Annotated in this window: 12 protein-coding genes; 7 read left to right on the top strand and 5 right to left on the bottom strand. The window is 33.7% G+C overall.

The genetic code is table 11. The features are described 5' to 3' along the window. The first annotated feature begins 239 nt into the window (after positions 1-239). Complete coding sequence (locus EG348_RS17845; RefSeq protein ID WP_123984320.1) at positions 240-563, top strand: translation initiation factor; 324 nt, start codon at positions 240-242, stop codon at positions 561-563. A 2-nt stretch (positions 564-565) separates the two neighbouring features. Here EG348_RS17845 and EG348_RS17840 read toward each other — a convergent pair whose 3' ends face one another. The 3 genes from EG348_RS17840 to EG348_RS17830 all read right to left on the bottom strand — a co-directional run bounded on the left by EG348_RS17840 (position 566) and on the right by EG348_RS17830 (position 5880). After that, positions 566-1465 carry a leucine-rich repeat domain-containing protein gene (locus EG348_RS17840; RefSeq protein ID WP_123984319.1) on the bottom strand — a complete coding sequence of 300 codons (900 nt, stop codon included), beginning with the start codon at positions 1463-1465 and terminating at the stop codon, positions 566-568. Positions 1466-1523: 58 nt separating this feature from the next. Further along, positions 1524-3671: an alkaline phosphatase PhoX gene (locus EG348_RS17835; RefSeq protein ID WP_123984318.1), complete on the bottom strand. Its 2148-nt coding sequence runs from the start codon at positions 3669-3671 to the stop codon at positions 1524-1526. A gap of 373 nt (positions 3672-4044) precedes the next feature. Next, entirely contained in the window at positions 4045-5880 is a 1836-nt protein-coding gene (locus EG348_RS17830) for a cytochrome-c peroxidase (RefSeq protein WP_123984317.1), read from the bottom strand. 228 nt (positions 5881-6108) lie between these two features. Between EG348_RS17830 and EG348_RS17825 the strand changes: the two genes are divergently transcribed. Continuing rightward, the gene (locus EG348_RS17825; protein WP_123984316.1) at positions 6109-6576 is read left to right on the top strand and encodes a hypothetical protein; all 468 of its coding nucleotides are present in this window, start codon (positions 6109-6111) and stop codon (positions 6574-6576) included. Positions 6577-6585: 9 nt separating this feature from the next. Further along, positions 6586-7440, top strand: coding sequence for a nucleoside phosphorylase (locus EG348_RS17820; RefSeq protein ID WP_123984315.1), 855 nt, complete (start codon positions 6586-6588; stop codon positions 7438-7440). A 73-nt stretch (positions 7441-7513) separates the two neighbouring features. On the opposite strand, the gene EG348_RS17815 is transcribed toward EG348_RS17820, so the two are convergent. Next, positions 7514-8881, bottom strand: a complete 1368-nt coding sequence (locus tag EG348_RS17815; protein WP_123984314.1) for a hypothetical protein — start codon at positions 8879-8881, stop codon at positions 7514-7516. A gap of 272 nt (positions 8882-9153) precedes the next feature. Next, the gene (locus tag EG348_RS17810; RefSeq protein ID WP_123984313.1) at positions 9154-9714 is read right to left on the bottom strand and encodes a DNA-3-methyladenine glycosylase I; all 561 of its coding nucleotides are present in this window, start codon (positions 9712-9714) and stop codon (positions 9154-9156) included. A gap of 133 nt (positions 9715-9847) precedes the next feature. Here EG348_RS17810 and EG348_RS17805 point away from each other — a divergent pair, with 133 nt between their 5' ends. From EG348_RS17805 to EG348_RS17790, 4 genes are all read left to right on the top strand, one after another. Next, the gene (locus tag EG348_RS17805) at positions 9848-10147 is read left to right on the top strand and encodes a hypothetical protein (protein WP_123984312.1); all 300 of its coding nucleotides are present in this window, start codon (positions 9848-9850) and stop codon (positions 10145-10147) included. 122 nt (positions 10148-10269) lie between these two features. Beyond that, positions 10270-11079: an enoyl-ACP reductase gene (locus EG348_RS17800; RefSeq protein ID WP_123984311.1), complete on the top strand. Its 810-nt coding sequence runs from the start codon at positions 10270-10272 to the stop codon at positions 11077-11079. Between the two features lie 268 nt (positions 11080-11347). Next, positions 11348-12403: a LysM peptidoglycan-binding domain-containing protein gene (locus EG348_RS17795; protein ID WP_123984310.1), complete on the top strand. Its 1056-nt coding sequence runs from the start codon at positions 11348-11350 to the stop codon at positions 12401-12403. A 35-nt stretch (positions 12404-12438) separates the two neighbouring features. Continuing rightward, positions 12439-13257 (top strand): PAAR-like protein, encoded by an 819-nt coding sequence (locus tag EG348_RS17790; protein WP_164463321.1) that lies wholly within the window; start codon positions 12439-12441, stop codon positions 13255-13257. The last annotated feature ends 3 nt before the right edge of the window (positions 13258-13260 follow it).

Below are 13260 nucleotides of genomic sequence, written 5' to 3'. Positions count from 1 at the left end.
TTTTAGAATGAATTGAAGAATATAGGAGACTTAAATTTTTATTAAAAGATTTTATTTAAAATTCAATCATCTGTGCAATCTGTGGGAAATATTTTTTAAACACAAATTCACAAATGTTTTAGACAAATTTTCACGAATGCGGGATTGGATTTAGAATTAATGATTTTTTTCTCCCACAGATTACACAGATTTGCACAGATGTTTATGGTTAGTAATTAATTTATTTTTAATTTTGCTTTATGGATTTACGAGATCAATTGAAAAACCTTTTTCCTACTCATGAAGAGCAGGATTTTGAGATGCCCGAAGAGCAATTTAAGCAAAAAGAGCCTTTGGTATGTAAGTTTGAGAAAAAAGGGAGAAACGGAAAGCCTGTAACAATCGTTGAAGGTTGGGAAGGAACCGAGGAAGATTTAAAGAAAATCTCAAAAAAAATAAAAACCACACTGGGAATAGGTGGTTCTGAGAAGGATGGAACGATTATTATTCAGGGGGATAATCGTGATAAAATAATGGATATCCTTAAAGAAATGGGGTATAAAACCAAAAGAGTCGGCGGATAAATTTAGAAATAGATCTGCGCCTGAGGAAGTAAGGTTTTTAACTCTTCAATTTTATTTTTTGTCATTGGATTTCCTGTCAGGATCAATGTTTTAAGATTTTTCAAGTGTTTTATTTCTGTTGGAAGGTCTTTTAAATTATTGTTCGCTAAATTCATACTCACAACATTTTTCAAACCTTTTATTTTAGGAGAAATCTCCTGAATATTGTTATCACTTACGTTCAGAAACTCTAGATTTTTTGAATGAAATAAGTTTTCCGGCAGTTTTACAATGGAATTTTGTTGTAATTCTAAATATTTAATATTTTTTGGAAATTTTAAATTTCCTAAGTCATTGATCTGATTTCCTGAAAGGTTTAAAAACTTTAAATTTTTAATTTCGTCTAAATCATCAGCAATAAAACTGATCTGATTTCCCTGTAAATTGATTTCTTCCAGCGTTGGAATCTTCATTAATACTTCAGGAAAAACATTCAAACTATTGGCATCAAGGTGAATCACTTTAAGGTTTTGAAGTTTTGCCAAGTTTGGATTAATGCTCGTTAAGCTATTTAGATTGATAGAAAATGAAGTCAGTTTTGTTAAATTGCCTATCTCATCAGGGATAAATTTAATACTGTTTTCGTTTGCATTTAATATCTCCAGTTCTTTTAATGAAAAAATTTCGTCATCCATTTTTTCTAATTTATTTCCCATGATATTCAGGAAAAATAAAGCATCCAATTTTTTGATTTCAGGCGGAAGATTGAACAATCCTTTACCTCTGAAACTCATACTGTAAATGGTTTTTCCGCTTTTTAAAGCATCCTCAACATTGGTATAAGTAGGATATTTTACAGGATCGATCTGAGCTTTTGCCTGACAAAGTGATATAATGGAAATAAGAACGAAAAGTTTTTTCATATAAACAGATAAAAAGCCACCGATAATTAAATTACCGGCAGCTAAAAATTATAAATAACTATTTTTTAAGAAGCTTCACTGTTTTCTGGAAACCTTCTGCTTCAATATTTAAGATCAATACTCTTGAAACTTCAAGTTGCGAAGTGAAATCAAGATCCAATGATTTGTTTGAACCTGTATATTTCTTCGTGAAAACAATTTTACCGTCCATGCTGTAAGCTGTTACAGAAATGTCTTTCAATCCTTTTGGAGAGTTAATTTTAACCATTCCGGAAGTTGGATTTGGAGCAACTGTTACTGTGTTTTCTGCAGTGTGATCAACTGTCCCTAAAGAACCTGTCGTTCCTAAATTATCTTTAAGAGCCACAACAATCGTTGCTGATTTTCCTCTGTAGTCAATTGTATTTCCTGTTGCATCTACATCCGTAAGAATCGTAGAATCCGGGTGCTGAATTGAGAAGAAACCAAATTTATGATCCGGTGTAAATGTAAGACCTGTAGGCTCTGATCCTGCCGGCATAGAAGCAAAAAGTTTAACTTTAGGATTTGCAATCGTATGATCCGGAGCGATTACCCAGATGTAGTTTTTACCACCATCCTGAAGTACCCAAAGATTCCCCAATTCATCGAAAGTAAGATTGTCATTACCATCTCCCCAAGCTTCAGATTTCGTTCCTTGCGCTGTTGTGAAAGAATATACTGTTGAAGCACCTCCCGCGAAAGTTTCTACCTGGGAAGCGGTAGTGCCATTATCCTGTAGACGATAAATTCTGTCTAATCCTTTTGCCGTAAAATAGATCTTACCATCTAATGGGCTGATATCTACGTCTTCTACTCCATTAAATCTCGTTCCGCCTAATGACTGAGCAAGTGTAGCTGTATTATTTTGATCTGCTTTTGTTTTGTTTGGAACCTGGATCCAAGTTGCAGTAGTTCCGATCGGATCTCCAGCTGTTGTTAATCCCTGATCTACTTTTAACACATATAAGTTTCCTGAAGAAAGGTTATTTGGAGTATCCATGATATATTTATAAACCATGTGAGTTCCGCCATCTTCACCATAATATGCTGTAGTTCCTGCATTATTTACCACTACGTTTTCGTGGTTCATGATACCCATCTGCCATAGTTTTCCTTTAGAACCGTCAGCGTTTTGAGAAATAACCTGAGCTGTTGCCGGGTCTATTTCTACCAACCATCCGTAATCCTTCATTCCGTCGGCATTTACGTCATTTGATGTTACAGATTCTTCAGCTGTAACTACAGTTCCCCAAGGTGTAACACCTCCAGAACAGTTTCTGATCGTTTGTACCAAACTTGGTGCTGAAAAACTTACCGCTCTCGATTTTGTCAATTGCCAAAGCTTTGTTGTAGCGTTATAATTGATTTCCGCCATGGTAACCCCACCCGGATTTGTTTCATGATTTACAGAAAGATATCCGTTTGCACTGCTTCCGTTTTTAGCAACATAAGCTGTAAAGTCATTTTGACCGCCTACCATTCCGCCACCTTCTGTGTAACTTTCACCTTCTTTTAAAACAAGCTGATATTTATGTTCAGCAGGAATGATTAATTTTCCCGTTTGTGCAGTTGGAACGATAGATGTAAAACAACTGATGTGCATTGAGTTACAAGTAGTCGGGTTTGTCGTATTTGTTGTTGTTTTTAAATAAGCATCAACTCTTAAGTCCGAACTTGAAGCTCCTCTGTTATGTAATTCTATAGAAATTCTGTTGGTTCCGTTAACAAATTTTGATTTTGGAATTGAAAAAATATTATAAACACTTTCTGCAGCTCCGTCAATTGTAGAGCTTGATAATGTATTGAAATCAATAACACCTGTCGGCATATTATCTCTTACCACTTCTTCACCGTTTAGGTAAACAATGATACCATCATCTCTCATTACGCCTAATTCCATCGTATCGCTAAGAGTAGATAAATTTACCGTGATATCTTTAGCAAAATAAGCTGTCATAAGACCTGAATTGATAGTCGTTGTCACAGGATCACCATATCCTAAAGGACCAGCTCCGGTAGACCATGCTGAAATATCAAAAGTTTTGTTTTTCCACTGAGCAACCTGTGCCTGATTGTTATCTTTGTAGCTCCAAGACGAATTTTTGTCGAATACATAAGTCTGCGCCTGAAATAGAGAACTTGTCACTAATGCAAGGGCTGCAACTGTTAGTAGTTTTTTCTTCATTTTAAATTTGATTTATTAGACACTGCAAAACTATTTTATTATCATCAACCCTCTATTAATAGGACTTTAAATAAATCTTGCCGAATATTAATAAATCACGAACCTAATGTTAATTAGATTAATTTTATGTTAAATTAAAAAAATATTAAAAAGCGAAGAGTGGATAAGGAAATGCAATTTTTGACTTTTACATTCTTTAAACCACCCTTTCACTAGTGATTTATTTTTGGTCTGACTTATTATTTAGGAAAACTATAACCCCGTTTAATTTTATGTTAGACAATCTATGAATGGTGAATTGTTAATGATCAATTTGGTTTCACCAGTGAATTAAAAAAATTGACAGCATCGCTAATTAACTATTAACAATTAACTATTTTCCTTTAGCCTGACTGATGTCGGTCAACGTATTTAGGAAAGCAATAACCTGCTTAATTTCAGTCTGAGTAAGATTTAATTTATCGGCCGGTAATGTTTGATTTTTCATTTTTAAACCTGCACCTTCACCGCCTCCTTCGTTGTAGAAATCCATAACTTCTTCCAATGTATTGAAAGCTCCGTTATGGAAATACGGTTTTGTAAGCGCAATATTTCTAACAGTAACGGTTTTGAATGAATTTTCGTAGATCCAAGAATTTTCTTTTTTCACAGGACTGTTTACTCTTCCTTTATCTGTATCAAGCTCGATTGGAAGCTGATTTAAAGGTTTTTTAGTAACCCCCAACACTTCAGATTCATTTTCATTAAAGAACGGCGGAACCAATCCCGAAAAGTGCGGCGCGAAGTGACAAGTCGCACAATTTGCCTTTCCCATAAAGAGATTGTAGCCTTTTTTGGCATCATCAGAGATTTGTTTTTCATTTCTCATGAATTTGTCGAAATCACTTTCAAAAGAATAAAGAGAGGCAACGTAAGAACTTAATGCTTTAGAAAAATTCTCTTTACTTATTTCTCCATTTTTAAAAGCAGAACGGAATGCTTTCTTATATTCAGGTTTTGTCTTTAATTTTTTAATAATGCTTTCGTAGCTTGTATTGAATTCATCTTCGTTATAAATTACGTGTTCAGCCTGTTGTTCCAAATAAAAAGCTCTTAAATCATAGAAAAACCTTTTTGCAAAAACCGCATTATATAAAGAAGGTGAATTTCTCAAAACTGTTTTTCCTTCCACATTACTTTGAGATCTTGTTTTTAAATCTGTAAAAGCATTTTCAGGTAAATGGCACGTTGCACAGCTCATTTTGTTGTTTTCGCTTAAATTCTGGTCATAAAAAATATCTTTTCCTAATTTTCTCAGGTCTGCATTATCTTCTGAAGATTTCAATAAAGTATAAAAATAAGGATCAAGGAAATCGCTTCCGAAAAGGTTTTTACTTTTTACATTCCAGCCTGAAAACTCTTTTAAATCGTCAGAATTTCCGTCCCAGTTTCCGAATTCTTCATACAACGGCTGAATATATTTTTTATAAAATTCTATTCTGTCAAAAGTTTCAAAATCTTTATTTTTTGAAAGATAATCGATACCTTCAGTTAAAATTCCGTTTGCTTTTTGAATGGAATAATTTTTAAAGTAAACATCGTTATTGATGTATTTTTTCATTCCTAATAAGGCATGGCTTGCTTCTTCGGAGATATTTAATGAACCAGGTGTATCAAAACCTGTTACACCCAACGTATAAATCCTGATCAATTCAATTCTTAAAGGCAAAGTTTTGTTATTTCCTTTACTTAAGCCGTTTTTCACAGAACTTAAATAGAAACTTGCATAACTGTTGTAAAGAAAATTGGTGATTGTTTTGATTTCCTCTTTTTGTTCTCCTGCTTCATCAGAAAATATCAATTCATCCAAGACCTGTAAACCCTCTGGAGGAAGCGTATAGGCTGAAGTTCCCGCTGCCTCGATGTGAAATAATGGAGCGGCATTAAGATGCGTTTTAGAAAATTCAGGGTAATGATAAGCAATATAAAACTCGATTTCTTTGTATGAATTTCGGGTGTTGCTTAATGATTTTCGTAAATCTTCAAGAGAAATTTTATCCTCAGAAAATTGATATACATCAGATTTTAGTTGTTCAAGCTTGCTTTTAAAATCGGTTAACCCTTTATTTACAAAGGTATTTTCATTTTCTGTACCTGTGTAAGTAGGATTAAATGACATTATTGCAAAACCCATCAACAAAATGATGATAACTATCGGATAAGATCTCATGAAATTTTTAAAGGCAAAGCTATGATTCGTACGTTACCACAACTTTAATTCAGGATTAAATAATGTTTATATTTTACTTCAGTATTTTTTATTAATTTTAAACCCCGAAATCAAATTCATGATACTCAAAATGGTCGTTATACTCTGAAGACCTATTTTAAAATGATGATGAAAGGATATTGGGCAAGGATTTTAAAGATTTAAAACAAATCAAACTAACATATTACTATGAAAACAAAACTATTGCTGGCTTTTGTGGCAGTGCTTTTTTCGTTTACTGCTTTTGCTCAGAAATTGGGTCAGGAAATGGCTGTTTATGCAGAAAAGAGAGGTAATGATTATTACCTGCTCCGCCTTGAACAAGACAAACCTGTACCTAAAGTTTACGTTTACTCGAACGGGCAAACGAAAGTTTACAAGGATTATAAAGATTTAAAAGATGTTGCTATGGATTTTCCGGGAATCGTAACGTCTAACAAATCAACAAAAGAAGAATTGGTTTCTATTCTTAATAAAGACAATCATTTTTACGAGATCACTTCTCAAAGAAAAGATCCTAATAATTTTGAAAAAACAACCGTGACCGTTTACGAAGTTTCAAACGGACAAAAAAGAATTGTAGAAGAATACGGCTCTATTATGGAACTTGTAATGTCGCCATATAAAGATGCTATTTTCATTGATATAAAAAAATAAATATACAATATGCTAAATAAACTTGCAGCTTCAGAACTGGTTCTGAATGATGATGGAAGTGTATACCACTTAAACCTTTTACCCGAAGATATTGCCGATAAAGTGATCCTTGTAGGAGATCCGGACAGAGTACCGAAAGTGTCTCAATATTTCGATAAAGTTGAGGTTAAAAAGAACAAAAGAGAATTCTACACGCACACAGGAACATTGCGCGGAGAAAGAATTTCTGTAATGTCTACAGGAATCGGTACAGAAAACATCGATATCGTCATGAACGAGCTTGATGCTTTGGTAAATATCGATTTGAAAGAAAAAGAATTCAAAAAAGAACATAAGTCACTTGAGCTTTTCCGTATGGGAACTTGCGGAAGTGTAAATCCTGATGTACAGGTTGATAATATGTTGGTTACCCAAAACGTTGTCGGATTGGATGGATTAATGCATTTCTATCAGGATTATGAGTTTGAAAATGATTTTTCAAGAAACTTCATGGAAAAATTCCCTTATGCGAAGATCAAACCGATGCTTTATTTCGCTGACTGGTCAGAAGAACTGAGTGAATTATATAAAGATGCCAAATACCACGGAAATACAGCTACTTTCCCGGGATTCTATGCTCCACAGGGAAGACAGCTTCGTTTAAAAGCTTTGGATGATAAATTCTTGGAAACATTAAATGATCTTGGTGTTACCAATTTCGAAATGGAAACTTCTGCGATCTATGCCTTATCTAAATTATTAGGTCACAAAGCTATTACTGTAAATAACGTGATCGCCAACAGAAGACGTGGAGAATTCTCTGCAGATCATCATGCTTCTGAAAAGAATTTAATTACTTGGGTTCTGGATAGAATTATTAAGTAATTTTTACGCTATAAATATAAAAGGATCTCAACATTAAATTGAGATCCTTTTTTTTAACCATATTGAAAACTAATTAAAATTCATTAATCGTTACATAAAAGTGTCCCGAATAAAGACTTGCAGGATTACCTGAAATATTATTTAAAGCTATTGTAATTGTTGAGGCTGAAGAAAGTCTTGGATTTAAAACTCCAAAATCTGAAACACCTGCAAAATCATTAGCCGGAGATACAACTACTGATGCTCTGGTTGAGGTGGGTTGATAAGCGGCCGGAATTGTAATACTCAATGTTGCTGTTTTTCCGGAAGGTAAATTATTGATAGAAACACTTGGCCAAACCTCAAAAGTGATCTGATTCTTCTGTACACTACCCTTTTCACCCAGTTTATATTGTCCGTTTACATCAATTTTAGTTGCAGCAGTGGGAGTATTAGTTCCAATGCCTACGGAAGCATAGCTGTCACCTAAAATAATTGCATTGGCTTGTGATGTGGTTGCTCCATACCCTATTGCCGTTGAATTTTGTCCCGTTGCTGAAGTTCCTGAACCCAACGCCGTAGAATTTTGATTATTCGTTTGAGAATTAATCCCTAAAGCCGTCTCACCATTGGATTTGGTTTTTGCATTATGCCCCAACGCAATCGACTGATATCCACCCGCAACAGAATTTTTCCCGATTGCAGTAGCTTCATTCATTGTTGTTTTGGCATTATGTCCTATTGCTGTTGATTGAAAACCATTAGCCTCAGAACCAAATCCAATGGCGGTAGCTTCGTTCACCGTTACTTTGGCATTATAACCCAAAGCAGTGGACTGATAACCTGAAATTTGTGTATTTGCCCCTACCGCAACAGATTCGTTGGCTGTTACAGAAGCGTTTGTTCCTATTGCAACTCCCTGATAGGCACTGCTTGAGTTTCCTAAAGCGATCCCGTTTTGATCCGCAACTGCTGCAGAACCAAAACTTATGGAATTGTTTGTTCCTAATCTTCCCATCGTGGAAGAATTTACCTTAAATATCAAATCGTCTAACGTAGATGTTCCTAAAGATAAAGGCGTATTGCCAGCACTGTAGTTACCAGCGTTAGTTCCCGTGGTATTCCATCCGTTAAAACTGTTTGTTCCGTTGTTGCCATTAATATTGTTACCTGATGCACTGGAAATTAGATTCCACTGAGTATTATTCCAAAAATAAAAACCAGCTGTCGTCAGATTGCCCGTTCCGTTATTCCAAACCAACAAACCGGTTGCCGGAGAGGCGATCGTAGTTGCATCGGTTGATGAGTTTAAAGCGATACTTGGAATTAATAATCCTTTATTCTTAGAGTTAATTTCTAACATTGCAGAATTACTTGGAGAAGATATTCCAATCCCAACTTGTGCGTAAGATAGACTATGAAAGACTAAAAATAGTCCAACACTTAAGATAACATTTTTCACTTGAGTTACAGTTATTTAGTAATAGGTAATTATTTGAACTACAAATATATGAAATTTTCAATAAAAACACAATTATTTTAAATATTTCGCAATAACTATACTGTATAGTGATTAATAGACTCGTTAGTCACTATTTAATGACTAAATATTAGTTTTAAATACATCCTTAAAGCCTTTATTCATAAGCGTATAAAAAAATCTGCTTAATAAAAAGCGGATTTAATATTATCAATTATTTAACTAAACAACACAAAATTGTGAATAATATAATTTTAATCACCGTTTGATGAACAGTTTTCTAGGTGATCATTTACCATTCCCGTCGCTTGCATATGCGCATATACAACCGTAGAACCCATAAATTTGAACCCCCTTTTCTTAAGATCTTTTGATAAGATATCTGAAATTTCTGTAGTTACGGGAACATCTTTTAAAGTTTTTGGGTTATTCATAATAGGCTTTCCTCCTACAAAACCCCATATATATTTTGAGAAACTCCCAAACTCTCTCTGAACCTCCTGAAATTTCTGTGCATTTGTAATTGTTGCTAAAATTTTAAGTCTGTTTCTTACAATTCCCGGATTTTGCATTAATTCTTCTACTTTTTCATTAGAATATGCTGCAATCTTTTTATAATCAAATTGATCAAAGGCTTCTTTAAAGGTTTCTCTTTTAATTAAAATTGTGTACCAGCTTAATCCGGCCTGAAAACTTTCAAGAATTAAAAATTCAAATATCGTTTCATCATCATAAACAGGTCTTCCCCACTCGTCATCATGGTATTTTCTGTAGAGATCATCTTTCTCACACCATCCGCAACGTACTTTTTCCATAACTATATATTTAATCTAAAGATAAAACCATTAAAAAATTATAACAAAAAATTATGAAAATTTTAACAAAGACTCCCATTTTTAGGAATGGTTATTGATTATTTACTATCAACACACAAAAATATTTACTATTATGAACAATTCAGATTATAACAAAGCAGAAAACGCAGTAGACGACACAAAAAACTCTTTAAAGAATGCAGCTGAAAATGCAAAATGGAAAGTGAATGAATTGGCAGATAAAGCCAAAGATTACATCAATGAAAAAAGAGCAAATGACGAGGAAGCAACTCAGGAAGACTGGCTTGATAAAGTGAAAAATAACGCTTCTGACGCTTGGGAAAGCGTGAAAGATCATGCCAATGATGCTTGGGAAAAAACCAAAGATGCAGCAGAAGATGTAAAAGCTGAATGGAACAAGAAAACCAACTAAAAATTTCAGTTTTATAAATATTTTCAAAAAAAACGGAGCCTTTTTATTAAGGCTCCGTTTTTTTATTATGCTCTAAACACAAATTATTGCTACATTTGTATATTAATAAACATTAAAAAATTATGTCATACGGTTTACTTAAAGGCAAGAAGGGAATTATTTTTGGAGCCCTTAATGAACAATCTATCGCATGGAAAGTTGCTGAAAGATGTCATGAAGAAGGTGCTGAATTTATCTTATCAAACGCTCCTATTGCTTTGAGAATGGGAGAACTTAATGGTTTAGCAGAAAAAACAGGTTCTGAAGTTATTGGTGCAGATGCAACTTCTACAGAAGATCTTGGAAAACTTTTTGATGCTGCAATCGCAAAATTCGGTAAAATAGATTTTATCCTTCACTCTATAGGAATGTCCGTAAATGTAAGAAAAGGGAAACATTATACAGAAATGAATTACGACTGGACAGAAAAAGGTTGGGATATCTCGGCTGTTTCTTTCCATAAAGTAATGCGTACGGCATGGGAAAAAGACTGTATGAACGAATGGGGAAGTATTTTGGCACTTTCTTATATCGCAGCTCAGAGAACATTCCCGGACTATAATGATATGTCTGATAACAAAGCGTATTTGGAAAGCATCGCAAGAACTTTCGGATACTATTGGGGTGAGAGAAAAGTACGTGTAAATACGGTTTCTCAGTCTCCTACTGTTACCACTGCAGGAAGCGGTGTAAAAGGTTTCGGAGGTTTCTTAGGATACGCTGAAGATATGTCTCCACTAGGAAATGCATCGGCTCTTGAGTGTGCAGATTACTGTGTAACTTTATTCTCTGATCTTACTAAAAAAGTAACGATGCAGAACTTATTCCACGATGGTGGTTTCAGTAATACCGGAGTTTCTCAAAAGGTAATCAATAAATATGATGTTGAATAATTTTTAATCAACAGATTATTAAATAACAATATTAAAAGCCAAAGTGAAGTATTTTACTTTGGCTTTTTTGTGCTTAAATTTCAAATTATTTTTACTTTTTTCGAAAAACTAAACCGATATGTGATTTATTTTTTTATTTTTGAGAAGTAAACACAAACAAATGAAACAAAATATCTTACAAAAGGTGAACTCTTTGTCGGCCTCTCCTATCTTACATACTTCATGCTTTCTGCATTTAATTTCAATTTGATTTAAAAACTGATTTCCTATGAAACTATTTTTGCGTCATCATATTGTAAAAAAAGGAGAAACATTGGAGCAGATCGCAGCTCTATATAATGTTCCGAGTGTGGAAATTCTGAAATATTATCATTATAAAAATGTTCCCAAAGACAGCAATCACATTGGTCATACCCTTTTTGAAGGTCAGGAAATTTTTGTGCCTGAAAGTAATGATATAGAAAAAATCTTATTAGAAAGAAAACAAGCTTTAGAAAATAGATTAGAACACTCTAATTCATTGATAAAGAATAGTTCTCTGCTTCCTAATTTCACGGGAATTGATCATACTTACAAAGTTAAAATCACTGATTTTAATGAAGGCAACATAGAAAATGAAACCGAGTTTGAAATTGATATACAATATATTGGAAAAGATGATCAACATCATATTTTCAAGTTTAATAAAAATTCAATTTTAATTAATGGTGAAATACCGGACATGAAAGCGTATGAATTGGCTTTGAATTGTTCTTCTATTTTATTTTCTGTAGAACTAGGGATAGATTTTAATGGAAAAATGGCAGATATCCATAATTATAGAGTGATTTTAAATAAATGGAAAGAAAATAAACAAAGGCTCCTTCAAAAATATGAAGACGAAAATTCTCGCCAATATATTGATAAAGTAGATATCAGAATAGAAAGCAAGGAACTATTGCTGGAAAACTTAAGTAGAGAACTATTCATACAATTTTATTTTTCGCCCTATTTTAAAACGTTTTCTAATGGAAAAGCAGAAAATACAGGAAGATTTTCACAATATAAGATTCTGTATGAAAATCATTATGAAAATAATTTAGAGCATGAAATTCATATCAGTCAATCTTCCCAATCCGTTGATCCGAGAAGCCAGGAAGAAATTATACGTTATTTGGAAAACTCTTATGAAAATTCCGAAGATTCTGAATTGCTAGAATCTGAAATATCTGCCCATTTTATTCTTGATAAACAATATAAATTTCTGCAGAAAGCAGATGTGAAAATAGATTTATATCTATATAACACGCAAGAAACAAAACAGATACAGATCGATAAAAAATAATTTTATACAGTTGAATTAACACAAAAAATACACAAATGAAAGAATATGAAGTCAAAAAAGGCGACACTCTGTCGAATCTTGCCGAAAAATTAGGCTTACCCAGCGCCTACTCCCTGAAATCATTTCACAATTTCAAAGGTCCCATTGAAAGAGGAATCGGAAACGAGATCAAAGCAGGAATGATTCTCACAATTCCCGAACCGCATGAAGTGGAAGCCATAAATAAAAACATTGCTGAAAGACAAAATAAAAAGCCCGAAGATACAACGCAACAACAAAATCAGGAATCTGATAATCAAAGTTCCGGATCTTCTTCCGAAGAATCTCCAAAGAGCTCTGAACAACAAAAGGAAGAAGAAGAATCAAAAGAGAAATCTGCCGGAGAACACGACGGAAAACTTTTCGTTGCCCAAAAAGGAAAAGCCATTTGTGATAAAGGAACAAAATTTCCGCAGTTTAAGGTAAGCAGTCACAAAAAATTATATATCAACAATAAAGACGGCCTGGATGATTATCTTGCCGTAACGGAAAATGATGTTCAATTCAATCCTCCCGCTCTTCCTTTTGGTAACTGCTCTGTAAAAAACGGACAACCCTGCAGTTTTGCCCCTGCCGGAAAATGGAAAAAGTTTTATAAAGACGTGAAAGTTTTGGATAACTCCTTACTCACAGAGATTTCCGAACTCCAATGTTCTGTCGGCGGAAAAATAAAAATTATGGATCACGGACAGAAAGCCCAACTTAGCAAACAGAATTTCAAAAATGCTGATGCGAAAGTGCATAGTAATATCAATCCTTTGGTGGATTTAGAGGAGTTTACAGATGAGTTAGACGGAGAAAATTTTTATATTTAAAAC

The organism is Chryseobacterium sp. G0201, from assembly GCF_003815655.1.
GTDB lineage: Bacteria > Bacteroidota > Bacteroidia > Flavobacteriales > Weeksellaceae > Chryseobacterium.
The sequence above is the reverse complement of the archived record's forward strand: the minus strand, read 5'-3'. Positions and strand labels throughout refer to the sequence as shown.

What these genes read in the sequence shown, in the direction of transcription:
- EG348_RS17795 (WP_123984310.1), top strand. Translation starts at nt 11,348, where the DNA reads ATGAAACTATTTTTGCGTCATCATATTGTAAAAAAAGGAGAAACATTG.
- EG348_RS17840 (WP_123984319.1), bottom strand. Translation starts at nt 1,465, where the DNA reads ATGAAAAAACTTTTCGTTCTTATTTCCATTATATCACTTTGTCAGGCA.
- EG348_RS17805 (WP_123984312.1), top strand. Translation starts at nt 9,848, where the DNA reads ATGAACAATTCAGATTATAACAAAGCAGAAAACGCAGTAGACGACACA.
- EG348_RS17790 (WP_164463321.1), top strand. Translation starts at nt 12,439, where the DNA reads ATGAAAGAATATGAAGTCAAAAAAGGCGACACTCTGTCGAATCTTGCC.
- EG348_RS17800 (WP_123984311.1), top strand. Translation starts at nt 10,270, where the DNA reads ATGTCATACGGTTTACTTAAAGGCAAGAAGGGAATTATTTTTGGAGCC.
- EG348_RS17835 (WP_123984318.1), bottom strand. Translation starts at nt 3,671, where the DNA reads ATGAAGAAAAAACTACTAACAGTTGCAGCCCTTGCATTAGTGACAAGT.
- EG348_RS17830 (WP_123984317.1), bottom strand. Translation starts at nt 5,880, where the DNA reads ATGAGATCTTATCCGATAGTTATCATCATTTTGTTGATGGGTTTTGCA.
- EG348_RS17820 (WP_123984315.1), top strand. Translation starts at nt 6,586, where the DNA reads ATGCTAAATAAACTTGCAGCTTCAGAACTGGTTCTGAATGATGATGGA.
- EG348_RS17845 (WP_123984320.1), top strand. Translation starts at nt 240, where the DNA reads ATGGATTTACGAGATCAATTGAAAAACCTTTTTCCTACTCATGAAGAG.
- EG348_RS17810 (WP_123984313.1), bottom strand. Translation starts at nt 9,714, where the DNA reads ATGGAAAAAGTACGTTGCGGATGGTGTGAGAAAGATGATCTCTACAGA.
- EG348_RS17825 (WP_123984316.1), top strand. Translation starts at nt 6,109, where the DNA reads ATGAAAACAAAACTATTGCTGGCTTTTGTGGCAGTGCTTTTTTCGTTT.